Consider the following 25,068-nt stretch of genomic DNA (forward strand, 5'->3'; position numbering starts at 1 on the left):
CATCACCCCACGATGGAAGAGTAGGTCCCGCGCCCCACCGCGCAGAGGCGGCCCTGGTCGTCGCGCACGTCCACGTCCGACACCGAGATGGTGCGGCCGTAGCGCCGCAGGCGGGCCGTGGCGAGGAGCCGGGGACCGGTGCACGGACGCAGGTAGTCGACCCGCAGCGAGATGGTGGGCACTCCGCCCCCGGCCCGCACCGCCACGGCCATGTCGCCGGCGATGTCGATCAGCGACGCGACCGGGCCGCCGTGATAGATCGTGCCGTCGCGGGTGAGATCGGGCCGCATCGTCATCCTGAGGACCATGGTGTCCTCGCCCAGCTCCTCGAGGGTGATTCCGAGCGCGACGATCGCCTCGGAGCCCGCGAGAATGGACTCGATCAGGGTCCGGGAAGAGGCGTCACCTCCCCTACCTCGCATAGTAGAGCAGGAGCAGGACGCCGAGCAGCACGGCGACCCAGATCACGGACGCACCGGTGGGCCAGGTGCGGGCCAGCACTCCGCCGGGACCCATGTACCGCCGGGCCGATCCCACCGCGCTCGCGGCCGTCGCCACGCCGCGTTCCGCCACACCGCCGCGCAGGGCCCAGGCGAGACGCCCCACGCCGAGCGCCAGGGCCTTGCCCGGCCGGCGATAGAACCAGTCCGCGTCGAGGTTCGTCGACGGCAACTCGTGCGGCTCGCGGTCCGACAGCCTCAGCCACACGAAGGCCAGCACCGCGAAGAAGATCAGCTGGGCCTGACTGATCACGTGCGCGGAGGTGAACGGTATGTAGGTCACCTCGTAGGGCAGGTTCGGATACAGGAACAGCTGCGGGAAGCTTCCGTTGAAGACGCACAGGAAGGCCGCGAGCCCCATCGCGATCAGCATGCTCCGCGGGGCCTCCTTGACCCGAATCCCGGAGTCCGGCGCGAAGAAGCCGTAGAAGGGGATCTTGATCCCCGCGTGATGGAGCACGCCGGCGGAAGCGAAGAGGAGGAAGAGCCAGACGACATCGAGGTTCTGCTCGAGGGCCGCCGCCATCACCATCGACTTGCTCACGAAGCCGCTGAACAGCGGGAAGGCGGAGATCGACGCGGCGCCGACGATGCAGAGTCCCGCCGTCTTCGGCATGCTCTTGTAGAGCCCGCCCAGGTCGCTGCACTTCGTGGTGCCGGTCCGGTACAGCACGGCCCCCATCGACATGAAGAGGAGCCCCTTGAAGAGCACGTCGTTGAAGGCGTGGGCCACCGCCCCGTTCACGGCCAGTTCGGTGCCGATCCCGATCCCGCACACCATGAAGCCGATCTGGTTGATCATGCTGTAGCCCAGCACACGGCGCAGGTCGTTCTCGATCACGGCGTAGAAGATCGGGAACAGCGTCATGAGGACGCCGACGTAGATCAGGAGTTCGGTCCCCGCGTACCCCCGCGCCAGCGCGTACACCGCCACCTTGGTCGTGAACGCGCTCAGAAAGACGGCGCCGCTGTACGTGGCCTCGGGATAGGCGTCGGTGAGCCAGTTGTGGAGGAGTGGGAAAGCCGCCTTGATGCCGACCCCGAGGAGGATGAGGTTCGTCCCCAGCGTCCCCGTCCCCAGATGGTCGAAGGCGACCGACCCCGTCGCCCGCGCGTGGGCGATGATCCCGGCCAGGAGGATGACCCCCGACCCGACCTGCACGATGAGGTAGCGCATCCCCGCCCGGTAGGAGCGCTCCGTGCCGCGCGCCCACACGAGGAAGACGGAACTCAGCGCCAGCAGTTCCCAGAACACGAACAGCGTGATCAGGTCGCCCGCTCCGACGGCCCCGATCGCGGCGCCGGCGTAGATCAGCGCCGAAGCGTCCTCGAGCGCGCTTCCCGCGCGGCGGGCGAAGATGAGGCCGATGAGGGCGGCGATGTGGAACAGCCACCCGAACAGCCGGCTGAGCCCGTCGACCCGGACGAGGGTCAACTCGTAGGAGAAGATCGAGATCCGCCCGAACTCCCCTTCCCCGAGCGACACCAGCCAGATGAGGCTGGCCACCGGCAGGAGGAGGACCCAGGCCGTGCGGGCGCGCCCCCGGAACGCCGGGACGAGCAGCGCCCCGAGGATCATCACGGCGGCGGGCGGGAGGCCGCCCGGGAGACTACCGATCATAGTAGTCCTCGTCCCGCATGACGCCCTTCCGCAGCGCCTTCGCCGTGTAGACGATCGCCGTGTAGGCGAGGAAGCCGTACGCCGCGTAGAAGCCCGGCCATCCCTCCCAGTCGCGCTCCTGATGGCGCCACTCGCGCCACCCCAGCTCCTTCTGGATGAGGCTCACGACATCGAGCGCGACGACGACGGCGCACACGACGAACAGGATCGCGATCAGCCGCTTCCAGCGTTTCGGATCGTCGAAGAAGTGTTTCCGTCCGCCCGTATCCGGTCCTTCCGGGGCCATGGCCATGACTAACCTCCGCCCAGGGGAGCGAGCAGGCGATACACGTCGTCCGCGAGGAAAAAGAGGACGATGCAGCCGAGCGCCGTGAACGAGAGCGCCGCCACGCAGAACGCCGGCGCCTCGTGGAAGCGCGGCGGCTCCGACCCATCGGCCGGCTTCGAGAAGAAGGCCCGGATGGGGATCGGTATGAGGTACGCGATGTTGAGCAGCGAACTGATCATGAGCACGGCGACGACGACGATCTGGCCCGCGTCCAGCGCCCCGAGCGCGAGGTACCACTTGCTCCAGCTCCCGCCGAGCGGAGGCACGCCGATGACGCTGAGGGCGCCGATGAGGAACGCCGCCATCGTGATCGGCATCGCCCGGCCCAGCCCGCGCATGTCGCTGATCTCCGTCTTGTGAGCCGCGACGTAGATCGCGCCGGCGCAGAAGAAGAGCGTGATCTTGCCGAAGGCGTGCATGGCGATGTGCATGCTGCCGCCGATCACGCCCCACGCGTTGGCGAGCGCCGCCCCGAGCACGATGTAGGAGAGCTGGCTCACCGTGGAGTAGGCGAGCCGCCGCTTGAGGTTGTCCTGCGCCATCGCGACGAGCGACCCGACGATCACGGTGATCCCGGCCGCGTACATGAGCCACACGCTGATTCCGGTCGTGGTCAGTAGATCAAGGCCGAAGATGTAGACGACGACCTTCATGATGGTGAACACGCCGGCTTTCACGACGGCGACCGCGTGCAGCAGGGCGCTCACCGGCGTGGGCGCCACCATGGCGGCGGGGAGCCAGCGGTGGAACGGCATGAGCGCGGCCTTCCCCGTCCCGAACGCATACAGCGCGAGCAGGATGAGCAGCACCGAATCGCTCGCCCGGCCGGCGAGGATCCCGCCATCGCGGAAGTCGAGCGTGCCGGCGAGGACCCACGTCCACACCACCGCGAGCAGGAGGAAGCCCACGGAGGTCGTGACGAGGACGCCGAGGTACGTGCGCGCCCCCTTCATCGCCTTCGGCGTCCCGTGGTGCGACACGAGCGGGTACGTCGAGAGCGTCAGGACCTCGTAGAAGAGGAACAGGGTGAACATGTTCCCGGCGAGCGCCACGCCCATGGTCGCGCAGATGGAGACCGCGAAGCAGACGTAGAAGCGCGTCTGGTGCGCCTCGTTGTGCCCCCGCATGTAGCCGATCGAGTACAGCGAGGTGACGATCCAGAGGCCGGACGCCACGAGGGCGAAGAGCATGCCGAGCGGCTCCAGCCCCAGGGAGATCGGAAGGCCGGGCAGCACCTCGACCAGGCTGACCGTCGGGCGCGAACCCGCGAGGACTCCCGGCGTGAGCGACGCGACGAACCCGAACAGCGCGACGCCGGTGACGAGCGTGGCGGTCTCGCGGAGGTTCGGCCAACGTCCGAGGGCAGCGATGAGCGCGGCGCCCGCGAGCGGGATCGCGAGGGCGACGTGCAGCGGGACGGCCTCGCTCACGGGAGGCCCCCAAGCACGGCCTCGGCCGCCTGTCGCGCTACGCCCGCCGAATACGATGTGTAGATGCCGAAGAACACCGTCGCTCCGAGCACAACCCACGTCGGGATGAGCATCGAGAGCGGCGCCTCGCGCGCCTCGCGCGCCCGCTCACTCGGCTCGCGGAAGAAGGCGGTTTCCACCACCCGCCACACGTACGCGAGCGCGAGGAGCGAACTGAACAGCACGATAACGGCGACGATCAGCGCATTCTGCTCCAGCGCCGCCTGGATCAGGTACCACTTGCTGATGAAGCCGGCCGTGGCCGGCACTCCGATGAGCCCCAGACCACCCAGCGCCCAGGCAGCCATCGTCCACGGCATCACGCGCCCGATCCCGGCCATGTCCTCGAGGTCGACCGAGTGCAGCCGCAGCATGACGCACCCCATCGCCATGAACAGGCCGCCCTTGATGAGCGCGTGGTTGAAGAGGTGCACGATGCCGCCCGTGAGCCCGGTCGCGGTGGCGAAGCTGATCCCGAGGACCATGTAGCCGATCTGGGCCACCGACGAATAGGCGAGCATCCGTTTCACGTTGCGCTGGAAGATCGCCACCGTGGAGGCGATGACGATCCCGGCGAGCGCGAGCGGCATGAGCGCGCGTCCGAGCCCCAGTTCCTCGAACGAGAACTCGAGGCCGAACACGCTGAACATGAAGCGGAGGAGGATGTAGACGGAGACCTTGGTCGCCGTCGCGGCGATGAAGGCGCTCACGGCGGACGGCGCGTACGCGTAGGCGTTCGGCAGCCAGACGTGCAGCGGGAAGAGCGCCATCTTGAGGGCGATCCCCACCGTGAGGAACCCGAACGCGACGAGCGCCGTGCGACTGCCCTCGGCAGCCGGCAGCCGCGCGGCCATGTCCGCCATGTTCAGCGTCCCCGTCATCTGGTACATGAGACCGATGCCGATGAGGATGAACGTGGCTCCGATCGTCCCCATGACGAGGTACTGGAAGGCGGCCGGAAGCGCCTGCCGGCGCCCCCCCTGGGCGATGAGCGCGTAGGAGGAGAGCGCCGAGATCTCGAGGAAGACGAAGACATTGAACAGGTCCCCGGTGATCGCGATCCCGAGCAGGCCCGTGAGACAGAGCAGGTAGAGCGTGCAGAACAGGTAGTGCCGGGAAGCCGGGATCTCGTCCGTCAGGCTGCGCGGGGCGTAGGTGAGGACGAGCGCGCCGAGCCCCGACACGAAGAGCAGCAGGAAGGCGCTCAACGCGTCGACGCGGTACTCGATCCCCCACGGAGCGGACCAGCCCCCGAGTTCGTAGGTGATGGTGCCGGTCGTGAGCACCTCGCCGAGCAGGGCGACGGAGGCCGCGAAGGTCACCCAGCACACGCCGATCGCGAACGGCAGCACGAGCGCGCGGCGGCGCAGGATGATGCACAGGGGCGCCGCGATGAGCGGGATGATGACCTGCAGGACGGGCAAATGTCCGCCCATCATCGCGCCCCGTCCTGCGCCTGGATCTCGTCCTCCTCGATCGTCTCGTACGCCTCGCGGATGCGCACCACGAGCGCGAGCGCCACGGCGGTCGTCGCCACGCCGACGACGATCGCGGTCAGGATGAGGACGCTGGGGAGCGGGTTGCTGTAGACCTCCACCCCCTCGGCGACGATCGGCGCGCTGCCGCCCGACACCTTCCCCATCGTGATGTACATGAGGAAGACCGAGCTTTGGAAGATGTTGAGGCCGATGACCTTCTTGATGAGGTTCCCGCGCGAGATGACGATGTAGAAGCCCGTCATCATCAGAAAGATGACGACCCAGTAGTTGTAGAGGCCGAGGACGGAATCGAGGACGGAATCGATCATGCGCGTCCCCGTCCCGCGAAGGTCGAGTAGATCGCGATCATCACGGCGGCGACCGTCATCCCCACGCCCAGTTCGACGACGAGGATGCCGTAGTGCTGCCCCGACGACGGGTGCGCGGGGGCCAGGACGCCGTACTCGAGGAAGTTACCGCCTAGGAGCATCGTCACGACGCCGGTCCCGGCGTACACGAGGACGCCGGTCGCGATGAGGAGTTCGATCATGCGGGCGGGCGCGACGCGGCGAACCTCCGTGAGCCCGAAGATCAGCCCGTAGAGCACGAAACCGGCCGCGAAGATCACCCCCGCCTGGAACCCGCCCCCCGGCCCGTAGTCGCCGTGGAACTGCACGTAGAGGGCGAACAGGAGGACGTACGGGATCAGGAGCTTGCTCACGACGCGGAGGATCGTGTAGTAGGTCATTCCGCGTCCTCCTCACCCACATCGATCGGCCGCCGCTTGCGGCTGCCCCGGAGGAGGACCAGCACCGCGATCCCGGCCGTGAAGATGACGACCGTCTCGCCCAGCGTGTCGTAGCCCCGATAGCTGGCCAGCACCGCGGTGACCACGTTCGGGATGTGGATGTCCTCCTCGGTGCGCTCGACGTACGAGGGGTGCGGGTAGTTGCTCGCCGGCGCCTCCGGATCGCCGAAGTGCGGCATGTCGAGCGTGCCGTACACGAGCGCGGCGCCCGTGATGGTGACGACGGCGAGCGGGAGCGCCGGCCGGCGCACGGGCCGCTTCGCCCTGCGCGTCGTGAGCGCGAGCGTGGCGAGCGCGAGGATGGTCGAGATCCCGGCGCCGACCGCCGCCTCCGTGAAGGCGACATCGGGGGCATCGAGCAGGAGCATCCAGCCGGCCCCGAGGAAGCTGAAGATGCCCATCAGCATCACCGCCGCGAACAGGCCCCGCATGCGCACGACGGCGATCGCCGTCAGGCAGAGCAGCGTCAGGAGCAGCGCCGTGACGATCTGGACCTCGTGCGCCACCGCCTCGGTCACGCGTCCTCCGTTTCGTCGACCCGCGGCCGGAGACCCGCCCCGAGCGCCGCGTTGGCGAGCGCGTGCGTGGACGTGGGGCTCGTGATCCAGAGGAAGATGAGGATCGCGACGAGCTTCACGGTCACGAGCCCGTGCGGAGGGAGGAACATCAGCCCGATGAGGATGAGCCCCGCGCCGAGCGTGTCCGTGAGCCCCGCGCCGTGGATGCGGGAGAAGAAGTCCGGGAGGCGAAGGAGCCCGATCCCCCCGATGAGCGCGAAGAGGGCGCCGGCGAGCACGAGGACGGCGCTCACGATCTCGAGGATCATGTGGCCTCCTCGCCGTCCCGGTCGGCGAAGGTCCCGTACTTCGAGAATCTGAGCACGGCGATCACGCCGATGAAGTTGATGAGGGCGTACACGAGCCCGAGGTCGAGGAAGTCCGGGCGGCCGGTGACGAACCCGATCACGGCGATGAGGAGCACCGTCTTCGTCCCGAACATGTTCAGCGCCAGGATGCGGTCGAAGACGGTGGGTCCCCGCGCCGCCCGCAGGAGTGCGAGTCCCATCGTGACGATGATGGCGGCGACGGCGGCGGTGAGGATCATCCAGACCCCTCCACGCGCGCGACGCGCCGATCCATCTCGCCCGTGAGGACGCCGTCGGCGGCCTCGCGCGTGAGGGCGTGGATGGTCAGCTCGTCGCCGTCCGTGGCGATCGTCACGGTGCCGGGCGTGAGCGTGATCGAGTTCGCGTAGATCGCCCGGCCGACATCCGTGCGCTGTCCGGCCCGCACCTTGAACACGCGCGGGCTGATCGGCAGCCCGGGCTTCAGGATGCGCAACGCCACGTCGACATTGGCCTTCGCGATCTCGAGGAAGAGCCACGGCAGGTAGAGGACGAGCCCGAGCGGCAGCTGGACCGGCGCGCCTTCATCGTCCACGATCCGCATCCGGATGGAGATCGCGAGGACGAGCGCCAGCGAGACGGCACCGAGACTCAGGAGCAGTGGGTCGTAGTGGCCCGACCAGAGGAGCCACACGGCCGCCATGACGACGACGAGCCCGGCGATGTACTTCACGCGCGGCCCCTGCGCGGCGGGTTGTGAAGTCGGGCGCAGGACCCGTTGGCTCGAGTGGTTGGCGGCATGTGGCGGTCGGAAGCTGAGTGAACGTTCGGACTGCCCGCGTCGGTCGGCGACAGAATGGCGAACCTCTCGCGCGAGCGCGAGGGGTCGCCGCCCGAGGGCCCGGGGTCGCCGGTCAGTCTACCACTGGGATTGGGCGCCATCGACGATCTGCTGCACGAGGTTCTCCAGCGCCACGATCAGGGCCTGCTCCTCCGTCTCGTCGCCGGGCTGGTATTCCCCGGTGCCGGTCAGGCTCTGCGTGCTCCAGATGATGAGGTTCTCCGCCACGTCGAGGATCCCCACCGAGACGCTCACCGTCACGCGGCGCTGGAATACGTCCGCGCCCACCCCGTCGACCGCGTTGAAGTTGACCGCCTCATCCGCATACCTGCGGATCTGCGCCGTGATGACCGCGTCCGCTTCCTCCTCGGACGAGAGGCGCAGGCCGAGACGCTGGCGCGCCGCGGTGAGGAGTTCCTCCGTCAGGGACTCGGCGAGCCCGAACTGGGTACTCTCGTTCTCGATCGGCGCCACGTAGACGGTGCGAATGTGACTGGGCAGACCGCCGCCGCCGGAGAAGCTGTAGCAACCCGCCAGCGCCGCGACGGCGGCGAGCCCGATCATCATCCCGGATCGGATTCGGCAAGACATAGAACCTCTCTTCGTAAGGCCGCGACTCCGCCGTCGCGCTCACCAACCGCCACCGGACCCCGGTCTGTTGCACCGCATCCCGGTACTCGGCCTCGCTCGGCCAGGCGGGATCCGCCCCCCATTCGAGCTCAATCCACCGCTCCCGCCGCGGCCCCAGTCGCTCCTCGACCCGGGTCAGGCGGTCGCCGGAGAGATGAAAGTAGCGCCTCCTCTCCTCCCCGGCTTCGAACTCGAGTACCCGGAGGTCGTCGCTCTCGAAGCCGCTCGTTGGGGGAGCGTCCCCTGGCCGAAAGACGCCCGCCATCGCGTAAAGGAAGACGCTGGGGGGCAACTCGACGCCTTCGAGGTCTCCGGAGGTCGCGAGATGGCCGTCGACGAGGGTCGCCTGCAGGCTTCCCTCCCCCGTCGAGAAGAGGTCGAGCCGGAAGCGGTCCGGGGGGTTCACGCGCGCGACCCCATCGCCCTGGAAGCTGCCGCGCTCATCCGCGTACTCCCACTCGAACACGACCCGGGTCGGCTGTTCGGCACCGGACGCCGCCCGGGCCCGGCGCGCGACCTCCTCCGCATCGGCGATCGGGGCGCCGAGTTCGAAGCCGCCGGCACAGGCCGCGCTCGCGAGCAGGAGCGGCCACGGCGCCCGGCCCGGCACGCGCCTCACGCGGTCGACTCCGACCCCGCAGAGACCGTCGCGAGCGCCGTCAGCCGCCGCTTCACTTCGTCCGGGAACCGCCGGGGCCGGCCCCGCTCATCCGCGCATACGAGCCAGGTCCGGGCGCGGGCGAGCGTCGCGTCGTCCTCCGCGCGCGCGATCCGGTACGCGAAGACGATCTCCCGGCTCCGCAGCCGCTCGAGCCGCGTGTGGATCCGCACCCGCTCATCGTAGCCGACGGGCATCCGGTATTCGACCTCGACCCGGGAGACGGGCAGCAGGAGCCCGTCCCGCTCCAGCTCCGCATAGGACATGCCGCGCGCCCGCATGAGCGTGGTCCGGCCCAGTTCGCACCACACGAGGTAGTGACGGTGGTGAGCCCGGCCCATCTGGTCGGTCTCCGCGTAGCGGACCCGGACCTCCACCGTCCCGGCGTCGTCTATCGGTCGCATCGGTTCAATATATGCGCGCCCGCGTCCCGGGCGCCGAACGCCGGCCTCCGCTCCCTTCGCCCGGTTTGACGCGTCGCGCCCCCTCCGCCGAGCTTCGGCACATGTCCAACCGCACCGTGGTCGTGTCCGACATCCACCTCGGCGCCGTGGCGGCGGAGAACGAGCAGGCCTTTCTCGCGTTCCTCGCCGAGGCGCACCGCTGGGGCGACGAGTTGCTCATCAACGGGGACCTGTTCGACTTCTGGTTCGAGTATCGACAGGTGGTGCCGCGCGGGCAGCTCGACGCCCTCGCCCGGCTCCGCGCGCTGGTCGAACGCGGCATGCGGATCCGCTTCATCGGGGGAAACCACGACGCATGGGGCGGGAGCTTCCTGCGGGACGAAGTCGGGATCGAGGTTCTCGACGGGCCGCTGCGACTCACGGTCGGCGGGCGAAGTGCCTATGTGGCGCACGGCGACGGCCTCGGCGGCGCGGATTGGGGCTACCGCGCACTACGCCGGGCGGCGCGCAGCCGCTGGGGACGGGGCCTGTTTCGCTGGGTGCATCCGGATCTCGGGGTGCCGCTGGCGCGGCTCGCGAGCGGCACGAAACGGGCCCAGGCCCGCGAGAACGGCGGAGACTCACCCCGCGCGGACCGGCTTGCCGCCTCCGCGCGCGAGGTGCTGGCCGCGAACGCCGACATCGACCTCGTCGTGTTCGGCCACGCGCACAGACCGGAAGTGTCCGAGGTGGCCCCGGGCCGATTCTACCTCAATGCCGGCGACTGGCTGCACCACAACAGCTTCGCCATCGTCACCCCGACAGAGATCCGACTCGAGTTCTACGCGCCGCAGCGCCCTCCGGTCACGGGAATGCCACCTTGAAGCCGACCGTGATCCCCACCGATCCATCGGGCGGCGGAGCGACGATCGGCTCGAAGTCCCAGAAGTGTGTGGACACCCAGGCGTCGAGGCCGCTCAGGAAGGCGATGAAGCCGGCGAGGACGATCCAGTTCTCGCGCTGTCCGGTGCGGTTCGAGATCCGCTCCTCGTTCTGGGGCACCTCCTCCTTCGCCGCGGAGAGTCGCGCGTCGGACTTGAAGACCATGAACAGAAAAACCGCCTCCGCCGCGAAGTAGAAGGCGCCGCGCGACGGCTGTCCGACCTCGAACTGCCCCCAGCCGGGGAGGATCAGGGAGCGGCCGAAGGCGCCGAGAGGAGAGATCGGCGGGCGCTGTTCGGCCGTCAGGGTGTCCGCGACCGCGACCGTGTCGGCCGTCGCCACCGCGACCGTGTCGGCCGTCGCCACCGTGTCGGCCGCCGCCCGCGGGGGTGGAGGATCCTGCGCCGACAGGGGCGCCGGACCCGCCATGCGGCAGCAGAGCAGAACAAAGATAGCGGGTAGGAGAATGGCGGGAACGTGTGGGAATCGAACCCACCCGGGACGCGCGAACGCCCCGTAACGGTTTTGAAGACCGCAGGCGACACCAGTCACCATCCGCTCCCGTTCATCCGTCGTCAGGCGGGATGCGCACGCGCGATCACCTCGATCTCGACCCGGGCCCCGAGCGGGAGCGCGCCCACGGCCACGGTGGAGCGCGCCGGGTACGGCGGATCGAAGCACTTCGCATAGATCTCGTTCACCGCGGCGAAATCCCCCATGTCCGACAGAAAGATCGTCGTCTTCACGACATCGGCGAAGGTGAGGCCCGCCTCGTCGAGCACCGCCCGCAGGTTCGCCATCACCCGCTCGGCCTGGGAGGCGATGTCGTCTCCTGCCATCGAGCCGGTGGCGGGATCCAGCCCGACCTGTCCGGCCGAGTAGAACAACTCGCCGGCCCAGTATCCCTGCGAATACGGGCCCAGGGCGGCGGGGGCGTGATCCGTGTGGACCGGTCCGGTCTGCATTTGCATGGTCTCCTTTCGGGGCGGGCGGGCGGCTGGCGGCTTCTTGCATCGCAGTGGTGGGAACGGGTAACCTCGCCCGTACGCCCCGTCGCTGGAGGCGGATGTTGCGTTCGAGCGCGTCCTGGCGGTCGGGCGAAGATACGTCTATCCCCGGAAGAGCGCCAAGCAACGTGCCGGAGGCCTCCGCCAGACGATTTGCGGCAAGACTCGTGCGCGACGCCGTCGTCGGCATCGCGCTCTCCGTACAGGCCTACTTCGCTCTTGCCCTGCGGCTGCTCAAAGCCTGTGTGAGCCAACCGTTCTACCGGGCCGACCTGGTTCAGCAGATGGACACGATCGGGGTCGGCTCCCTCTTCATCGTCATACTCACCGGCCTCTTCACGGGCATGGTACTGGCCCTTCAGGCTTCGTTCGAGATGGCGCGTTTCGGGGCGGAGATCTACATCGGACGTCTCGTCGGCGCGAGCACGATCCGCGAACTCGGCCCGGTCCTCACGGCGCTCATCGTGACCGGGCGGGCCGGGGCCGGCATGGCGGCGGCCATCGGGGCCATGCGGGTGACCGAACAGGTCGATGCGCTGCGCACCATGGGCGTGGATCCCGTCCGCAAGCTCGTCGCGCCCCGCTTCCTCGCCGCCCTCGTGATGCTCCCGGTGCTCACGATCATCGGAGACCTCGTCGCGATCATCGGAGGCCTCCTGATCGCCGTCCTCAAGCTGGACCTGACGCCGCAGCTCTATCTGACGTCCCTGTACGACAACCTCGCCCAGAGCGGCTTCGTGCTCGGGGTGATCCCCACCGATCTGGTCCAGGGGCTAGCCAAGCCCTTGGTCTTCGGCGGCCTGATGGCGCTCACGAGTTGCTTCCACGGGCTGAGGACGCTCGGAGGCACGGAAGGGGTCGGTCGCGCGACGACGAACGCCGTGGTCACCACGTCGATCCTCGTCCTCGCCGCGGACTACTTCATCACCCAGATCCTCATCGTCATCTTTCCCCAATGAGCGAGCGGCAGAGCAAGCGGCAGAATCCCGGCGGAGCGGAGCCGGGGACGGAGGCCTTCGAGGCCGAACTTCGCGAAGAGATCCGCCGCGAACTGGGGATGCAGCGGCGCGCCCCCGAGCGGCCGGAAGAGGTCGAACTGCGGGATGTGTGGCTCTCCTTCGGAAGGCACGAGGTCCTTCGCGGGGTCTCGCTGGGCGTGGCCCGGGGGGGTACGCTCTGCATTCTCGGGGGCTCCGGGGTCGGAAAGTCCACGGTCCTGCGCCTGATGCTCCGCCTGCTCCTCCCCGACCGCGGCGAGGTCCTCATCGAGGGCCGCGACATCAGCGCGGTCTCGCGAATCGAAGCGCTCGCGCTGCGTGAACGGATGGGCATGGTGTTCCAGGGCTCGGCGCTGTTCGATTCGCTGAACGTGTTCGACAACGTCGCCTTCCCGATGTACGAGCACACCGAACTCGGAGAGGAGGAGATCCGCGAGCGGGTGGGGGAGGTCCTGTCCTTCGTCGATCTGGAGCCGGCCGAGGTCCTCGGGCTGCTTCCCTCCGAACTCTCCGGAGGCATGCGAAAGCGGGTGGCCGTCGCGCGCGCTATCGTGCACAAACCCCCGATTCTCCTCTTCGATGAGCCGACGAGCGGCCTCGACCCCATCACGACCCGTACGATCGACGAGTTGATCATGAAACTCCGCCGCGAGTTGCACGTGTGTGCGGTCGTCGTCACGCACGATGTGCGATCCGCGTCGCGGATCGCGACCGAGACCGCGCTCCTGAAGGACGGAGAGATTATCTTCCAGGGGACGCCGGAGGAGATGCACGGGTCGAATGACCGCTATGTTCGGGAGTTTCGAAGCTAGCACCGGCGCGGAGGGACCCCGCGCCGGACGGGGCGAGACGACCCGCGAGACCTGTCGTCAGGACGACGGAGCCAGACGATGAGACGATCCAAACCGATTACGTGGGATCAGATCCGGGTGGGGATCGTCCTGATCTTCGGACTCATGGTGCTCGCCGTGGGCGTCTTCTTCATCGGCGAGGTCGGGGACGTGTTCTCGGAACGGTACCGGCTCGTCACGCTGATGGAGTCGGCCTCGGGGCTCCAGCCCGGGGCGGTCGTGCAGGTGGCCGGGCGCAACGTGGGCCAGGTGGAGCGCGTGGAGTTCATCCCTCCGGCCACCCGCGGAGAATCGGACATGGCGATCGCGATCTGGATGGGGGTGAACGTGTCGGTGCGAGAGCAGATTCGGCACGACTCGCGCGCCCGCGTGCGCACGGTGGGGCTGCTCGGAGACCGGATCATCGATATCGAACCGGGCTCCGCCGACTTCGCCGTGCTCGCGCCCGGAGATACCGTCGAATCCGCGCCGGCGCTGAGCTTCGACCAACTCCTCGGCGAGGCAGCCGACGCCGTGCGGAGCCTCACGGACCTCTCGAACGGCCTCGGGGCTACGCTGGCGCGCGTCTCGGACGGCGAGGGCTCGCTGGGCCGACTCCTCGTGGACGAGACGCTCTACGAGGGCCTGGTGGATCTGAGCACGCATCTCGGGGCCGTGTTGGGTCCGGTCGCGGCAGGCGAGGGCCTGCTGGGCCGCCTGCTCGGCGACGAGGCCATCTACGACCGGCTCCTCACCGCGACGGCGCGCCTCGACACCGTGACCGGGGCGATGGCGTCGGGCGAGGGAACGCTGGGGCGACTGCTTGCCTCCGACTCCCTCTATCGGGCTCTCGCCTCCTCGGCCACCCGGGCCGACTCTCTCCTCGGTCTCATCGAAAGCGGCGAGGGAGCCATCGGCCGCCTGGTCGGGGAGGACCTGCTGTACGAGGAGCTGCTCAAGGTCGTGGTCGACCTGAACGCGTTACTCGCGGAGGTGCGGGCGAACCCGGGCAGGTTCATCCCCCCCGTGAGGGTCTTCTAGCGAGCAGTCCGTGGCTCCTGGAGGTCGTGCAGGGTCTCGAAGTCGATGACCTCGAACTCGCGCGCTCCGGCCGGCAGAATCACGCTTGCGGACTCACCCTTCTTCTTGCCCAGCAGTGCGCGGCCGATGGGCGACTCCATCGAGATGTCGTTGTTGTCGAAGTCGATGTTGTCACCGATCGTGAGGGTGAAGCACTCGATCTCGTCGTCCGCGACATCCCTCACCCGGACCTTCGACCCGAAGCCGACGCGGTCGGTCGGAACATGTTCGATGTCGATCTCGCCGAGTTGCGACATCCGCCGCGCCAGGTAGTCGAGCCGCGCACGCACGAAGCCCTGCCGCTCTAGCGCCGCCGTGTACTCGGAGTTCTCCCGGAGGTCGCCCTGCGCGACCGCCTTCTCGATCTCTCCGGGGAGGATCACGTTCAGTTCGTGGAGCAGCGTCTCCGCCTCTTCCCCGATCTTCCGCTGAACCTCCTCGATCATCCGAACCTCCTCGACTCTCGCGGGCCGGCCGAAAAAAAGCCGAGGCGCTCCCCAGAGGGGAGACGCCCCGGGCCGAGTGGAGGCGGCGGGAATCGAACCCGCGTCCGCGAGCCCATCCGCCACGGCATCTACGTGCGTAGTTCGCGATCAGGTCTCGTCCCGTACGGGTTCACGAACAACCCCTCCCGGGACCAGCCGCGCATACGGCTTGCGCCGCGTCTCGCCACCCAGACTCACGGCCCGCCTGGATGGCCAGCCCGATTTGTCGACGTCCGCCGGGAGGTCCTCGGGCCGGGACCTCCTGGAGACGGGCTACGCAGTATTACGCAGCCAGAGCCAATCCTTCGTCGGCACTTGAAATTTTCCCGGTGTTTTACGAGGCCCCGGGCACCTCGGCACGCTTCCGCGGCTTCCAGTTCACGCGTCGAAGCCGTGTCGCCCCCATTGGTACATTGTACGGTCGTTTCTCTTCGCGTCCAGCGCAAGTTGCGGCGATTCTTTGACAGCCGGAAAGCGCCACGGGTATACTCGAAGCTCGCGCTCGCCGGCTCCGGTCGAGTTTGCCGATCAGTACCGATTGTCCCCGCGGATTCGCGGGGAGGAGACATAGATCCAAGTGCATCTTCGAGAATTGTTCGTACCGTCCGCCATCAAGCTCGACCTGGCGGCCGAAACGAAGGACGAGGCCCTGAGGGAGTTGGTGTCGTATCTGGGTCTCGACGAGAAGTCCGAGGGGATCCTGTTCAAGATGTTGAAGCGACGGGAGAACCTCGGGTCCACCGGGATTGGGCGCGGCATCGCGATTCCGCACTGCCGATCCCTCGTGGTGACACGGTTGCGCGTCGCCTTCGGGCGGAAGTTGTCGGGCCTCGACTTCAAGGCGATCGACGAGAAACCGGTGCGGTACGTCTTCCTGATCGTCGCCCCGCCGCTCGAGGTCTCCAACCAGTACTTGCCGGTCCTGGGGAAGATCGCGCAGTTCGGCAAGGAGCCCGATGTGCCGGAGGCGCTCGCTGAGCTCTCGACGCCCGAAGAGTTCATCGAGCTGCTGGATTCGAAGGATGTCTGAGTCCCTCCCCACAGCGCCCGATCACCTGCGGCAGGAGATCTGAAATCACCATGCACCCGCAACTCGAGCTGCTCCTCGAGATCCAGGACCTTCGGATGCAGCGCCGCGGTCTCGCCGATGGCACCCTCACGGATCTGGAGGCGGACGTCTTCGACATCAAGATCGAGGACGCCATTCGATCGCTCGACGAGAAGGTCGAAGAGTTGGAGGGGCGTCTGGACCGCGGTGTCCGCGCACGCTACCACCGGATCGCCGACAGCGCCTCGCGCGTCGTGGCGCCCGTCCTGAACGGGATCTGCTACGGGTGTTTCGTGGCCCTCTCGACGGCGCGGGCTTCCGAAGCGGACCGGAATCTGCGCGTGGATTCCTGCGAATACTGCGGCTGCTTCCTGTACCACCTGGACTGACCCTCAACTGCGGGCCGCGAGCACCCTCCCCTCGGCCGTCCGCCGCGTCACGCCTTCCCGGTCCAGGAATTCCAGCAGCGGGATCAGGTATTTGCGCGACAGGGTGAACGCCTCCTTGAAGCGGGTCGGCCCCGACGGCGCGCCGTCGGCGAGGAGTTCGCTCACGCGCGCCTCGAGGGCTTCGAGCGCCGCCACGGAGACGTGGAGTTCGGGGGTGACGGCCCTCGTCGTTCCGGCCTCCCGAAGGAGACGCAGAAGGTCGTCGAGGAGCGGGCGTGCGAGTCGGAGCGTCTTGCCCAACTCGGTCACGAGCGGCGGCTGCAGACCGGCCTCCACGATCATCGCGGCAAGTCGGTCGCGCGCCGCCTCTTCCGCCTCGGTGAGCCGCGGGAGGTGGCCGGGCAGCGCGAGGCGCGGGCCGCTCTCGACCAGGCGGCCCTCCGCCAGCAGCTGTCGCACGGCCCGCTCGGCCAGCTCGCCATCGCAGACGCCGGTGAGAGCCGACCGCATGGCCTCCTTCGACACGGCGGCGGCGCGGCGGTCGGCCGCGTGCAGGCGTGCGACCGCCCACTCCACGGCCTGCATGGCTTCGTCCGCCGCTTCGGCCGAGAACCAGCGGGCGCCGATGCGCACGCAACCCGCCTCGTCGGCCGCGGCCTCCAACTCGGCGGCGGGGCGGCCGAGCCTTACCGGCGCGGGCGCCACGAGCAGGCCGAGCAGTCCTTCGAGCCTTACGCTCGCGGCCAGAGCCTCACCGGCGGTGCCATCGAGCACGCGGCGCCACGCGGCCGTCCGCTCCGGCCAGTCGGGCGGCGGATCGAGTTCCGCGATGCGCACCCCGCCGATCGTCGACACCGGCGAGTAGAAGCGGAGGATCGCCCGGTCACGCGCCCGGGCGAGCAGCGGCGCCTCCAGCGCGAGTACGGCCCATGCGGCTTCGCCCGGCGGGATCGGTGCCCGGTCCGCGGTATGCAACCGGGCCATGACTTCGCGCGTTCCGAGGTAGACGCGCAGGCGCTGGCCGTGCGTGAGCGGCCGGTCGCGAGCGGCCAGCGCCCGCAGGCGCACGCCGAGCCGGTCGCTCGGCCTCCACTCCGCACGGTCGACGAGCACGCTGCCTCGCTCCACGGCGTCCGCCGAGACGCCGACGAGCGCGACGGCGCACCGGCGACCCGCCGCCACCTGTGGCCGGGGATCCTCGTGCACCTGGAGGCCGCGTACCCGTGCGGACGCGTCCCCGGGGAAGAGGCGCAGTGTATCGCCCACGCGCACGCACCCGCTCCACACCGTGCCCGTGACGACGGTCCCCGTACCCCGAATGGAGAACGACCTGTCGACCGGGAGACGGAAGAGATCGTCCTCGCTCCGCCTGTGGACCCCGGCCACCAGGGACTGCAGGGAGCTTCGAAGCGTCTCGATCCCCTCCCCCGTGACGGAGGATACGGGGACGATCTCCCAGGAAGCGCGAGCGGAGTCCTCATCCAGGAGTTCCCGCGTCGTCTCGGTCGCGAGTTCGAGCCACTCGGCGTCCACCCGATCGCTCTTGGTGAGGGCTACGACCCCCCTCTTCACGTCCAGGAGCCGCGCGATCGCGAGGTGTTCCCGCGTCTGCGGCATCGGCCCCTCGTCCGCCGCCACGACGAGGAGCAGCACGTCGATCCCCGTCGCCCCGGCGAGCATGTTCTTGAGGAAATCCTCGTGGCCCGGGACGTCGACGATGCCCGTCTCGAGGCCGGGATCGAGGTCGAGCCGCGCGAAGCCGAGGTCGATCGTGAGTCCCCGGCGGCGCTCCTCGAGCCAGCGGTCCGTCTCGATCCCCGTCAGCGCCCGGACGAGGGCCGTCTTGCCATGGTCCACATGGCCGGCCGTCCCGATGACGATCCCGCGACGGTCGCTCACGACGCCTTCACGCGAGGCGGCTCAGGAAGGGGAGAGATTTCAGCGTGGCGCCTTCGGCGAGGTGGTGACGGATGAACTCGGCCAGCCAGAGACCCTGGTTCCCGACGGATCCGGCGTCCGCGGCGGGGAGCCCCTCCACCAGCCTTCGAAGGGCGTCGAGTTCGCCCGGGGCGAGTTGCGGGCCGCCGGGTCCGCACGACGCGCACCGGAGTCCGCCGGCCGCGAAATCGAAGCGGACGGACCCGCCGCCGATCGGCCGCCGGCAGCCGACGCACCGATCGAGTTCGGGTCGGAAGCCGAGCGCGTTGACGAGCCCCCATACATGCTCCAGACCGCCCGCCGGATCGCCTTCCCGCACCTTTCGGTGCAGCCCGTCGAGGCCCCGCGTCAACATCCGGTACAGTTCGATGTCGCGATGCTCCGGGGCGAGTCGCATCACGAGTTCGCACAGGACGGAGGCGACCGTGAACAGTTCGATGGACCGGTCGAGTCCACGACGGACTCGCACCAACTCGAAATCCGAGAGCGTGTGCAGGTCGCGCCCGTCCTTCGTGAAGAACGTCGCCTCCCCCTCCACGAACGGTTCGAGCAAACCTCCGAAGCGGCTCTTCGGACGCAGGGCTCCCCGAGCCAGCGCCGAGCACGGCCCGAGTTCCCACGTCATCAGCCGCAGGATCTTGCTGGTTTCGCTGTACCGGTACGTCTGGAGGACGACCGCGCGGGTGGTGACGAGGCTCACCCGTCTCGCTGCTCCGGCCCCGCCTCAGCGCATCAGGATGTCGGTCGCTCCCGCCCCGACCGCGATGTCGGCGATGAACTCGCCCGTCGCTTCGAGGAGGACGAGGCGTCCCTGCGAAGCCGTTTCGTAGGTGGCACAGAGCACCTGGCTGTCGACGAACGAGGTGGCGACCCGGCAACTGAGGTTCGACCCGTCCCGGTCGAGCGGCTGAATGGGGTTGTCCGGTCCGCGGTCGAAGTGCCGGGTGGAGAAGTTGAACGACAGGATGTCGGTCTCCGCCGTCCCCGGCCCCTTGGTCCGCACGACGTAGATGAGGCCGTTCCGCCCCGGCTCCATCGAGACGCCGTTCCCGCCGAGTACGTGCACGTCCTGCACGTCACGGCTGGCCATGTCGATTTCCACCAGATGGCCGTCGCCCGCGGGGGCGGCGGTCACGGGATCCAGACTTCCCCCGGCCAGGAAGAGGAGGTTTTCCCGGAGCGCGAGGGCCTCTGTCGCTCCCACGATCCCCTCCGGAAGCCTCACCTCATCGAAATAGCTGCCGCTCATGAATTCGTGCAGTACCACGCGGGATGGCCCGATGGGCTGACCGTCTCCTTCGTCATCGAGGTTGCCGTCCATCGAGACGATGTAGAGACCCGCCGGCACGGCCCGTTCCGGGAAGGTGCCGACGCCATCGATGAGCAGCTGCGCGGTCGGGCTGCCCGGAAACGCGATATAGATCCCGTCCCGCGCGCGGGCGGGCACGAGGGCCCCGAGCGTCCCGCTCGCGTCCGCGACCACCGTCGGCTTTGCCGGGTCCACGGCGGCGCTGTCCGGGAACATCGCGGTCGCCTGCTCGCCGGTGGAGAAGGATCCGAAGATGACCTGGCTGCCACCCGGTGACTCCGAGGTCGTCACCCACAGATCCTGGAGGAAGTCCGCGGTCTCACCGTTGAACCCGGCGCCCAGCTGAATGTCCCGGCCGAACGGAACGAGGCGCCCGTCGATTCGATTGAACTGCTGCAGCGTCCCCGAAATCGAATTGAGGACCGCCACCTCGGATCTGTCCGGCGTGATCGGGCCCCCGTTCCCGTCGGGCCCGGTCGATTCGTTGCAGCCGGCCGCGACGGCGGCCAGCAGGCATACCCGCACCCATTCGCGCTTCCGCATTCTCTTCTCCTCTTGTGGCCCGATGTCGCAGGTACGCGTTGATCCGCCGCGCACGGGACGGGGCGCGCCGCATGCGGCAACCTCCGGTCCCGAAGTGTGGCCGCCCGAGACGTTCCTCGCGACCCCCGTCAAGTGTAACGTCCGACGACCCCCAAGTCGCGACGCGGCTCCCGCGAGTCGGCCTCCCGGGGCCGCGCCCGGACAGGCAGCACCGAATGGCCCAGTTCCCCCAGCGGCTGAACGCTGACCTCGCAACCATAGGCCTCGCCCAGCGCGGGTGAGAGCAGGACCTCGCCGGGGCGGCCTGCCCCGACGACCCGCCCCCGGGAAAGGAGGATCAGCCGGTCGGCGTACCGGCTCGCGAGCTGCATGTCGTGCGTGATGCAGATGACGGTTAGCGCTTCTTCACGCACCCGGGCCCGGAGCGCATCGAACACCCAGAGCGCGTGCCGGAAGTCGAGGTGCGCGGAGGGCTCGTCGAGGACGAGGACACCGGGCTCCTGCGCGAGCGCGCGGGCTAGCTTGGCGCGCTGGCGTTCTCCGCCGGAGAGTTGGGCGAGCGGACGCGACGCGAGGCGCTCGAGGTCCGCCCACGCGAGTACGCGGTCCGTGACCTCCCGGTCTCGGGCTTCGAGAGCCGCCCAGGGACTCACGTACGGGTTGCGACCGAGTTCCACGTAGGCCCGGAGGCTGATGCGGAGGGCCTCGGGCGGCGCGTCCTGGGACACCACCGCGACGCGGCGGGCCAGCGCTCGGCGTCCCCACTCCGGGAGGGACCGGTCGTCGAGCCGCACGGAACCCGCCGTGGGCGCGAGGATGCCCCCCAACAGGCGCACCAGGGTGCTCTTCCCGGACCCGTTCGGACCGATGATGGCGGTAAACGCGGCCTCGCGGAGTTCAAGCGTGACCTCCCGAACGGCCGCGGCCGCCGCGCCCGGATACCGGAACGTCACGCCGTCGAGCCGGTACGCCGTCCGGACGCCTTCAGCCATGGGTCCGCTTGAGGAGAACGAGGAAGAGCGGTACGCCGATGAGGGCGGTCACGACGCCGACCGGGAGTTCCAGCGGCCGGAGCGCGGTTCGGGCCACCATGTCGGCCAGAACCAGCGCCGCGGCGCCTCCGAGCGCGCCGAGCGGGAGAAGCGTGCGGTGGTCACCGCCCCACAGCATCCGGGCGCCGTGCGGCACGACGAGGCCCACGAATCCGATCACCCCCGCCGTGCTCACCGCCACCGCGGCGAGCAGCGATGCGATCACGTAGGCCGCACGATTGATGAGCTCCACGCGCGCCCCCAGGTACGCGGCCGCTTCCTCTCCGAGCGCGAGCGCGTTGAGATGCCGCGACATCCCGAAGGCGAGCGCCCCGCCGCCGAGCGCCGCCGCGGCGAGGATGATCGTCGACTCCCATCCCGCCCGCTCGAAGCTCCCCATCGTCCACAGGATGGCGGACCGGGTCGCATCCGCCTCGGCCACGGAGAGCAGGAGCATCACGCCCGCCCCGAAGAAGGCGGCGACGACGACTCCCGCGAGGATGAGCACGTGCGTATCCAGACGACCGACGCCGAGGGCGACGCGAAACACGATCGCGATCGCGACCAGCGCACCCGCCAGCGCGAAACCCGCCGTGCCCGCGGGGCCGAGCGCCCCGCCCAGCACGGTCAGCGCGAGGACCGCACCCAGCGCCGCGCCCGACGAGACGCCGAGCAGGTACGGCTCCGCGAGCGGGTTGCGAAGGAGGGCCTGGAACAGGGTACCGGACACCGCCAGCGCGATCCCGGTGAGCGCGGCGGCCACCACCCGGGGGAGACGCAGCGAGAGGACGATCGTCCGCGACGAGGGATCGACATCGAGACCTGCGAAGGCCCGCCACACCTCCGCCGGAGACACGGTCGCCGCACCGAACAGGAGCCCGAGGAGCATCGCCCCCGCGAGGAGGACGAGGAGGAGGAGCGCCCCGCGACCGGGCCGCCTCACGAGGGGCACGGAGGGTCGGAGGGCGCCGGGACGTGCGGGAGGACCCCGTGCAGCGCCCCGGCGATGGCCCACGCCGCCTCGGCCACGCGCGGCCCGAGGCGGGTCACGAGGTCCCGGTCCAGCGTAGTGATGCGCCCGGCGGAAACCGCGGGGATGCGCTCCCAGCCGTTCCGGCCGGCGAAGTCGGGCTGCCGGTCCAGCGCCTCCCCCGGCACCGCGACGAGGATTAGTTCCGGATCCCGCTCGATGATCGCCTCGAGGCTGACCCGAGGCGAGGCCGCGTCGAGGTCGCCGAAGACGTTCGTCGCGCCCGCGACCGCGAGGAGCGAATCGATGAAGCTGCCGCGCCCGATCGTCATCGGCGGCTCCGCCCAGGCGTCGTAGTAGACGCGGATGCGCAGCCGGCCCTTCGTCGCCGCCGTCGCCGCCGCGAGCCCGCGCTCGATCCGGTCGACCAGCACGCGCCCGCCCGCCGGACACCCGACGACCTCGCCCAGGCGCAGGATGTTGCGTCGCAGGTCCTCCAGGGTGTCATGACGCAGGGCGAGGGTCGGCACCCCCAGCCGCCCGAGCCGCTCCCGGCTCGTTCGGTTCGCCTCCCCATCGTAGAGGATGACGAGATCCGGGTTCCGCGCGACAACGGCCTCCATGGCGGGGCGGATTCCGTCGCCCACATCCGGGATGCGCCGCGCCGCGGGCGGATACACACCCCAGCGCGTGCGGCCCACGATCCGGTCTCCGGCTCCGAGGCCGAAGAGGATCTCCGTCGCCGCGGGAACGAGGGAAACGATCCGACGGGGGTCGGCGGCCGGCCGTGCTCCCTCGGGCTGCCCGCCGCCCCCCGGTTGCGGAGCGGCACAGGCCGCTGCGGCAACGGCCAGCAGAAGGTGCGAAGCGAATCCGGCGTGTCGTTTCATCCCCGCTCCCGAATCGAGCGGGGCGCCGCGATGGCCCATGCGGCGGCAGGCCGGCCCCGCTCTTCCCGCGAAGAGCTTGCGTAGGGGCATGGAGGAGCACGTCTCCTGGCTCGAGGCTCTTTCCGCGCTGCGACGCGGGCCTCTCACAGTGGCGGGGCCGCGCCGGATTCTCACCGGCTTCCGTTTGCCCGTCCATGTCTCCGAGCGTGGCCGGAAGATGCGCGCACCGCGATGGCACCCGCAAGCGAGCCCCGGCGGGGGACCGCTCAGGGCTCGAAGCGTCCGAAGTCCTCCGGATCCAGGTTCTTGAGGTAGTCGCTGAGCGCCTCCTCCGAACTCGCCACCTCCCCGGTCTCGGAGACACCCTGCGGGTCGTCGGCGGGGTCCTCCGTGGGGTCCTCCAGACCCCCCTCCGCGATTCCGAAGGGAGAAGTCTCCAGCAGACCCTCCTCCGCATAGATCGGGGCCTCGGCCCGGAGGGCGAGCGCAATGCTGTCGCTGGGGCGCGAATCGATCGAGATGAACTCGCCGTTCCGGCGGAAGACGAGGGATGCGTAGTACGTGTTGTCGATGACCTTCGTGATGAGGGCGCGCACGAACGCGCTTCCGAGCCCGCGAACGACGGCGTTGAACAGATCGTGCGTGAGGGGGCGGGCGAACCGGACGCCGGCCAGTTCCATCGCGATCGCGGACGCCTCCCCCGGCCCGATCCAGATCGGGAGGATGCGCTCCCCCTCCTTCTCCTTCAGGATGACGATCGGCGCCCCCGAGGTCCGGTCGAGCCCGAGGCTGGCCACCGTGACCTCGCACATGGTGCTCTCACTCACGGACGCCCCTCCAACCGCCGTCATCCCGCGAGCGCCTCGACCTGATCCGTACGTTCCCACGCGAACCCTCCGTCCCTGGCCCTCCGACCGAAATGACCGTAGGTGGCCGTCCGGCGGTAGATCGGGCGGCGCAGCCCCAACCGCTCGATGATCGCACGCGGTCTCAGATCGAAGACGTCCGATACGCGACGAGCCAGTTCGCCGTCGCTCACGCTTCCGGTACCGAAGGTGTCGACCATGACGCTCACGGGTTCCGCAACTCCGATCGCATACGCGAGCTGGACCTCGACCCGCCGGGCAAGACCCGCCGCCACCAGGTTCTTGGCGATCCAGCGCGCCGCGTAGGCCGCGGATCGGTCCACCTTCGAGGGGTCCTTGCCGGAGAAGGCGCCGCCCCCGTGCCGCCCCATGCCCCCGTACGTGTCGACGATGATCTTCCGGCCCGTGAGCCCGGCGTCCCCCTGCGGTCCGCCGATCTCGAACCGGCCCGTCGGGTTGATGTGATATCGGACCTCGTTTCGGTCGTGCAGCTCCGCGGGGAGCACCGGGGTGATGACCCCGTCGATGATCGCCTCCGTGATCGCGTCCTGCCCGACACCCTCGTCGTGCTGGGCCGCGACCACGACGGTATCGACCCGGACAGGCTCCCCATCGCGGTATTGGACGGACACCTGGGCCTTGCCGTCCGGCCTGAGCCACGGGATTTCGCCGGACTTCCGGACTTCGGCGAGACGCCGCACCAGCCCGTGTGCCAGCATGATGGGCCGCGGCATCAATTCAGGCGTCTCATCCGTCGCATACCCGAACATCATCCCCTGGTCGCCGGCACCGCCGACATCCACGCCCTGCGCGATGTTCTGCGACTGCTCGTCGATCGCGGTGAGGACGCTGCACTGGTCGCACTGGATGCCGTGCTCGGCCCGCGTGTATCCGATATCCCGCAACACCGAACGGGCGATCTCGGAGATGTTGATCTTCGCACGGGTCGTGATCTCTCCCGCAATCAGGACGAGTCCCGTCGTCACGAGTGTCTCGCAGGCGACCCGGCCCTCGGGGTCTTCCGACAGAATCCCGTCGAGGACCGCGTCGGAGATCTGGTCGGCGATCTTGTCGGGATGGCCCTCGGTGACCGATTCCGAGGAGAACGGTTGTGTCCCCTTGACCAAACTGGCTCTCCGAATCAGAGGTTTGCGCCGTGACGCTGCTTTGCTCGGGGCGGCC

General features: G+C 69.2%; 30 protein-coding genes, 1 tRNA gene, 1 other RNA gene and 1 riboswitch. Of the genes, 6 read left to right on the forward strand and 26 right to left on the reverse strand.

Annotation, left to right across the window (positions count from 1 at the left end):
• Positions 1 to 2 precede the first annotated feature (2 nt).
• The 13 genes from ACPXY0_RS07130 to ACPXY0_RS07190 all read right to left on the reverse strand — a co-directional run bounded on the left by ACPXY0_RS07130 (position 3) and on the right by ACPXY0_RS07190 (position 9,581).
• A complete protein-coding gene (locus tag ACPXY0_RS07130) occupies positions 3 to 422 on the reverse strand; it encodes a PaaI family thioesterase (RefSeq protein WP_423929777.1) in 420 nt (139 codons plus the stop codon).
• Entirely contained in the window at positions 412 to 2,121 is a 1,710-nt protein-coding gene (locus ACPXY0_RS07135; RefSeq protein WP_423929779.1) for a Na(+)/H(+) antiporter subunit D, read from the reverse strand. Before ACPXY0_RS07135 ends, ACPXY0_RS07130 begins: the two co-directional genes overlap by 11 nt.
• A complete protein-coding gene (locus tag ACPXY0_RS07140; RefSeq protein WP_423929781.1) occupies positions 2,111 to 2,413 on the reverse strand; it encodes a hypothetical protein in 303 nt (100 codons plus the stop codon). Before ACPXY0_RS07140 ends, ACPXY0_RS07135 begins: the two co-directional genes overlap by 11 nt.
• Before the next feature lie 2 nt (positions 2,414 to 2,415).
• Positions 2,416 to 3,879, reverse strand: coding sequence for a monovalent cation/H+ antiporter subunit D family protein (locus tag ACPXY0_RS07145; protein ID WP_423929783.1), 1,464 nt, complete (start codon positions 3,877 to 3,879; stop codon positions 2,416 to 2,418).
• A complete protein-coding gene (locus tag ACPXY0_RS07150) occupies positions 3,876 to 5,354 on the reverse strand; it encodes a monovalent cation/H+ antiporter subunit D family protein (RefSeq protein ID WP_423930596.1) in 1,479 nt (492 codons plus the stop codon). The genes ACPXY0_RS07145 and ACPXY0_RS07150 overlap by 4 nt, the downstream gene beginning before the upstream one ends.
• Entirely contained in the window at positions 5,354 to 5,725 is a 372-nt protein-coding gene (locus ACPXY0_RS07155; RefSeq protein ID WP_423929785.1) for a cation:proton antiporter subunit C, read from the reverse strand. Before ACPXY0_RS07155 ends, ACPXY0_RS07150 begins: the two co-directional genes overlap by 1 nt.
• Positions 5,722 to 6,144: a Na(+)/H(+) antiporter subunit B gene (locus tag ACPXY0_RS07160; protein ID WP_423929787.1), complete on the reverse strand. Its 423-nt coding sequence runs from the start codon at positions 6,142 to 6,144 to the stop codon at positions 5,722 to 5,724. Before ACPXY0_RS07160 ends, ACPXY0_RS07155 begins: the two co-directional genes overlap by 4 nt.
• Positions 6,141 to 6,635 (reverse strand): DUF4040 domain-containing protein, encoded by a 495-nt coding sequence (locus ACPXY0_RS07165; RefSeq protein ID WP_423930598.1) that lies wholly within the window; start codon positions 6,633 to 6,635, stop codon positions 6,141 to 6,143. Before ACPXY0_RS07165 ends, ACPXY0_RS07160 begins: the two co-directional genes overlap by 4 nt.
• 83 nt (positions 6,636 to 6,718) lie before the next feature.
• Positions 6,719 to 7,030, reverse strand: a complete 312-nt coding sequence (gene mnhG / locus ACPXY0_RS07170; RefSeq protein WP_419935478.1) for a monovalent cation/H(+) antiporter subunit G — start codon at positions 7,028 to 7,030, stop codon at positions 6,719 to 6,721.
• Positions 7,027 to 7,308, reverse strand: a complete 282-nt coding sequence (locus tag ACPXY0_RS07175; protein WP_423929790.1) for a monovalent cation/H+ antiporter complex subunit F — start codon at positions 7,306 to 7,308, stop codon at positions 7,027 to 7,029. The genes mnhG and ACPXY0_RS07175 overlap by 4 nt, the downstream gene beginning before the upstream one ends.
• Entirely contained in the window at positions 7,305 to 7,781 is a 477-nt protein-coding gene (locus ACPXY0_RS07180) for a Na+/H+ antiporter subunit E (protein WP_423929792.1), read from the reverse strand. The genes ACPXY0_RS07175 and ACPXY0_RS07180 overlap by 4 nt, the downstream gene beginning before the upstream one ends.
• A gap of 186 nt (positions 7,782 to 7,967) precedes the next feature.
• A complete protein-coding gene (gene lptE / locus ACPXY0_RS07185) occupies positions 7,968 to 8,480 on the reverse strand; it encodes an LPS assembly lipoprotein LptE (protein ID WP_423929794.1) in 513 nt (170 codons plus the stop codon).
• 654 nt (positions 8,481 to 9,134) lie between these two features.
• Entirely contained in the window at positions 9,135 to 9,581 is a 447-nt protein-coding gene (locus ACPXY0_RS07190; protein WP_423929796.1) for an acyl-CoA thioesterase, read from the reverse strand.
• Between the two features lie 101 nt (positions 9,582 to 9,682).
• On the opposite strand from ACPXY0_RS07190, the gene ACPXY0_RS07195 reads away from it, so the two are divergent.
• A complete protein-coding gene (locus tag ACPXY0_RS07195) occupies positions 9,683 to 10,444 on the forward strand; it encodes a UDP-2,3-diacylglucosamine diphosphatase (RefSeq protein ID WP_419941755.1) in 762 nt (253 codons plus the stop codon).
• On the opposite strand, the gene ACPXY0_RS07200 is transcribed toward ACPXY0_RS07195, so the two are convergent.
• The 3 genes from ACPXY0_RS07200 to ACPXY0_RS07210 all read right to left on the reverse strand — a co-directional run bounded on the left by ACPXY0_RS07200 (position 10,425) and on the right by ACPXY0_RS07210 (position 11,467).
• Positions 10,425 to 10,931, reverse strand: a complete 507-nt coding sequence (locus ACPXY0_RS07200; RefSeq protein WP_423929799.1) for a hypothetical protein — start codon at positions 10,929 to 10,931, stop codon at positions 10,425 to 10,427. The two genes, ACPXY0_RS07195 and ACPXY0_RS07200, sit on opposite strands and share 20 nt — an antisense overlap.
• Positions 10,932 to 10,969: 38 nt before the next feature.
• A tRNA-Sec gene (locus ACPXY0_RS07205) sits at positions 10,970 to 11,065 on the reverse strand.
• A 12-nt stretch (positions 11,066 to 11,077) separates the two neighbouring features.
• Positions 11,078 to 11,467 (reverse strand): RidA family protein, encoded by a 390-nt coding sequence (locus ACPXY0_RS07210; RefSeq protein WP_423929801.1) that lies wholly within the window; start codon positions 11,465 to 11,467, stop codon positions 11,078 to 11,080.
• A gap of 209 nt (positions 11,468 to 11,676) precedes the next feature.
• On the opposite strand from ACPXY0_RS07210, the gene ACPXY0_RS07215 reads away from it, so the two are divergent.
• From ACPXY0_RS07215 to ACPXY0_RS07225, 3 genes are all read left to right on the forward strand, one after another.
• Complete coding sequence (locus ACPXY0_RS07215) at positions 11,677 to 12,468, forward strand: MlaE family ABC transporter permease (RefSeq protein WP_419941758.1); 792 nt, start codon at positions 11,677 to 11,679, stop codon at positions 12,466 to 12,468.
• Positions 12,465 to 13,319, forward strand: coding sequence for an ABC transporter ATP-binding protein (locus ACPXY0_RS07220; protein ID WP_423929803.1), 855 nt, complete (start codon positions 12,465 to 12,467; stop codon positions 13,317 to 13,319). The genes ACPXY0_RS07215 and ACPXY0_RS07220 overlap by 4 nt, the downstream gene beginning before the upstream one ends.
• Positions 13,320 to 13,397: 78 nt before the next feature.
• Positions 13,398 to 14,378, forward strand: coding sequence for an MlaD family protein (locus tag ACPXY0_RS07225; protein WP_423929805.1), 981 nt, complete (start codon positions 13,398 to 13,400; stop codon positions 14,376 to 14,378).
• On the opposite strand, the gene ACPXY0_RS07230 is transcribed toward ACPXY0_RS07225, so the two are convergent.
• Both ACPXY0_RS07230 and ssrA read right to left on the reverse strand, forming a co-directional pair.
• Positions 14,375 to 14,863 (reverse strand): GreA/GreB family elongation factor, encoded by a 489-nt coding sequence (locus tag ACPXY0_RS07230; RefSeq protein WP_423929807.1) that lies wholly within the window; start codon positions 14,861 to 14,863, stop codon positions 14,375 to 14,377. The two genes, ACPXY0_RS07225 and ACPXY0_RS07230, sit on opposite strands and share 4 nt — an antisense overlap.
• Positions 14,864 to 14,937: 74 nt before the next feature.
• Positions 14,938 to 15,306, reverse strand: a transfer-messenger RNA (tmRNA) gene (gene ssrA, locus ACPXY0_RS07235).
• Between the two features lie 173 nt (positions 15,307 to 15,479).
• Between ssrA and ACPXY0_RS07240 the strand changes: the two genes are divergently transcribed.
• Both ACPXY0_RS07240 and ACPXY0_RS07245 read left to right on the forward strand, forming a co-directional pair.
• A complete protein-coding gene (locus ACPXY0_RS07240; protein ID WP_419941762.1) occupies positions 15,480 to 15,932 on the forward strand; it encodes a PTS sugar transporter subunit IIA in 453 nt (150 codons plus the stop codon).
• Positions 15,933 to 15,982: 50 nt separating this feature from the next.
• On the forward strand, positions 15,983 to 16,339 hold the full coding sequence (locus ACPXY0_RS07245) for a hypothetical protein (RefSeq protein WP_423929810.1): 357 nt from the start codon (positions 15,983 to 15,985) through the stop codon (positions 16,337 to 16,339).
• 3 nt (positions 16,340 to 16,342) lie between these two features.
• Here the strand turns inward: ACPXY0_RS07245 and selB are convergent, their stop codons facing one another.
• The 8 genes from selB to metK all read right to left on the reverse strand — a co-directional run bounded on the left by selB (position 16,343) and on the right by metK (position 25,013).
• Positions 16,343 to 18,238, reverse strand: a complete 1,896-nt coding sequence (gene selB, locus ACPXY0_RS07250; RefSeq protein WP_423929812.1) for a selenocysteine-specific translation elongation factor — start codon at positions 18,236 to 18,238, stop codon at positions 16,343 to 16,345.
• A gap of 7 nt (positions 18,239 to 18,245) precedes the next feature.
• Positions 18,246 to 18,977 (reverse strand): DNA repair protein RecO, encoded by a 732-nt coding sequence (recO, locus tag ACPXY0_RS07255; protein ID WP_423929814.1) that lies wholly within the window; start codon positions 18,975 to 18,977, stop codon positions 18,246 to 18,248.
• A 24-nt stretch (positions 18,978 to 19,001) separates the two neighbouring features.
• A complete protein-coding gene (locus tag ACPXY0_RS07260) occupies positions 19,002 to 20,129 on the reverse strand; it encodes a hypothetical protein (RefSeq protein ID WP_423929816.1) in 1,128 nt (375 codons plus the stop codon).
• Between the two features lie 128 nt (positions 20,130 to 20,257).
• Entirely contained in the window at positions 20,258 to 21,121 is an 864-nt protein-coding gene (locus ACPXY0_RS07265) for an ABC transporter ATP-binding protein (protein WP_423929818.1), read from the reverse strand.
• Positions 21,114 to 22,103 carry a FecCD family ABC transporter permease gene (locus ACPXY0_RS07270; protein ID WP_423929820.1) on the reverse strand — a complete coding sequence of 330 codons (990 nt, stop codon included), beginning with the start codon at positions 22,101 to 22,103 and terminating at the stop codon, positions 21,114 to 21,116. The genes ACPXY0_RS07265 and ACPXY0_RS07270 overlap by 8 nt, the downstream gene beginning before the upstream one ends.
• A complete protein-coding gene (locus ACPXY0_RS07275; RefSeq protein ID WP_423929822.1) occupies positions 22,100 to 23,020 on the reverse strand; it encodes an ABC transporter substrate-binding protein in 921 nt (306 codons plus the stop codon). Before ACPXY0_RS07275 ends, ACPXY0_RS07270 begins: the two co-directional genes overlap by 4 nt.
• Positions 23,021 to 23,098: 78 nt before the next feature.
• Positions 23,099 to 23,239, reverse strand: a riboswitch (cobalamin riboswitch).
• 47 nt (positions 23,240 to 23,286) lie between these two features.
• Positions 23,287 to 23,847, reverse strand: coding sequence for a bifunctional nuclease family protein (locus tag ACPXY0_RS07280; RefSeq protein WP_423929824.1), 561 nt, complete (start codon positions 23,845 to 23,847; stop codon positions 23,287 to 23,289).
• A gap of 20 nt (positions 23,848 to 23,867) precedes the next feature.
• Positions 23,868 to 25,013: a methionine adenosyltransferase gene (gene metK, locus ACPXY0_RS07285; protein WP_419941771.1), complete on the reverse strand. Its 1,146-nt coding sequence runs from the start codon at positions 25,011 to 25,013 to the stop codon at positions 23,868 to 23,870.
• Between the last annotated feature and the right edge of the window lie 55 nt (positions 25,014 to 25,068).

This window comes from Candidatus Palauibacter sp., from assembly GCF_965237495.1.
Taxonomy (GTDB): domain Bacteria; phylum Gemmatimonadota; class Gemmatimonadetes; order Palauibacterales; family Palauibacteraceae; genus Palauibacter.

What these genes read in the sequence shown, in the direction of transcription:
- ACPXY0_RS07130 (WP_423929777.1), bottom strand. Translation starts at nt 422, where the DNA reads ATGCGAGGTAGGGGAGGTGACGCCTCTTCCCGGACCCTGATCGAGTCC.
- ACPXY0_RS07135 (WP_423929779.1), bottom strand. Translation starts at nt 2,121, where the DNA reads ATGATCGGTAGTCTCCCGGGCGGCCTCCCGCCCGCCGCCGTGATGATC.
- ACPXY0_RS07140 (WP_423929781.1), bottom strand. Translation starts at nt 2,413, where the DNA reads ATGGCCATGGCCCCGGAAGGACCGGATACGGGCGGACGGAAACACTTC.
- ACPXY0_RS07150 (WP_423930596.1), bottom strand. Translation starts at nt 5,354, where the DNA reads ATGGGCGGACATTTGCCCGTCCTGCAGGTCATCATCCCGCTCATCGCG.
- ACPXY0_RS07155 (WP_423929785.1), bottom strand. Translation starts at nt 5,725, where the DNA reads ATGATCGATTCCGTCCTCGATTCCGTCCTCGGCCTCTACAACTACTGG.
- ACPXY0_RS07160 (WP_423929787.1), bottom strand. Translation starts at nt 6,144, where the DNA reads ATGACCTACTACACGATCCTCCGCGTCGTGAGCAAGCTCCTGATCCCG.
- ACPXY0_RS07165 (WP_423930598.1), bottom strand. Translation starts at nt 6,635, where the DNA reads ATGCGGGGCCTGTTCGCGGCGGTGATGCTGATGGGCATCTTCAGCTTC.
- mnhG (WP_419935478.1), bottom strand. Translation starts at nt 7,030, where the DNA reads ATGATCCTCGAGATCGTGAGCGCCGTCCTCGTGCTCGCCGGCGCCCTC.
- ACPXY0_RS07175 (WP_423929790.1), bottom strand. Translation starts at nt 7,308, where the DNA reads ATGATCCTCACCGCCGCCGTCGCCGCCATCATCGTCACGATGGGACTC.
- lptE (WP_423929794.1), bottom strand. Translation starts at nt 8,480, where the DNA reads ATGTCTTGCCGAATCCGATCCGGGATGATGATCGGGCTCGCCGCCGTC.
- ACPXY0_RS07190 (WP_423929796.1), bottom strand. Translation starts at nt 9,581, where the DNA reads ATGCGACCGATAGACGACGCCGGGACGGTGGAGGTCCGGGTCCGCTAC.
- ACPXY0_RS07195 (WP_419941755.1), top strand. Translation starts at nt 9,683, where the DNA reads ATGTCCAACCGCACCGTGGTCGTGTCCGACATCCACCTCGGCGCCGTG.
- ACPXY0_RS07200 (WP_423929799.1), bottom strand. Translation starts at nt 10,931, where the DNA reads ATGGCGGGTCCGGCGCCCCTGTCGGCGCAGGATCCTCCACCCCCGCGG.
- ACPXY0_RS07210 (WP_423929801.1), bottom strand. Translation starts at nt 11,467, where the DNA reads ATGCAGACCGGACCGGTCCACACGGATCACGCCCCCGCCGCCCTGGGC.
- ACPXY0_RS07220 (WP_423929803.1), top strand. Translation starts at nt 12,465, where the DNA reads ATGAGCGAGCGGCAGAGCAAGCGGCAGAATCCCGGCGGAGCGGAGCCG.
- ACPXY0_RS07225 (WP_423929805.1), top strand. Translation starts at nt 13,398, where the DNA reads ATGAGACGATCCAAACCGATTACGTGGGATCAGATCCGGGTGGGGATC.
- ACPXY0_RS07230 (WP_423929807.1), bottom strand. Translation starts at nt 14,863, where the DNA reads ATGATCGAGGAGGTTCAGCGGAAGATCGGGGAAGAGGCGGAGACGCTG.
- ACPXY0_RS07245 (WP_423929810.1), top strand. Translation starts at nt 15,983, where the DNA reads ATGCACCCGCAACTCGAGCTGCTCCTCGAGATCCAGGACCTTCGGATG.
- ACPXY0_RS07260 (WP_423929816.1), bottom strand. Translation starts at nt 20,129, where the DNA reads ATGCGGAAGCGCGAATGGGTGCGGGTATGCCTGCTGGCCGCCGTCGCG.
- ACPXY0_RS07265 (WP_423929818.1), bottom strand. Translation starts at nt 21,121, where the DNA reads ATGGCTGAAGGCGTCCGGACGGCGTACCGGCTCGACGGCGTGACGTTC.
- ACPXY0_RS07275 (WP_423929822.1), bottom strand. Translation starts at nt 23,020, where the DNA reads ATGAAACGACACGCCGGATTCGCTTCGCACCTTCTGCTGGCCGTTGCC.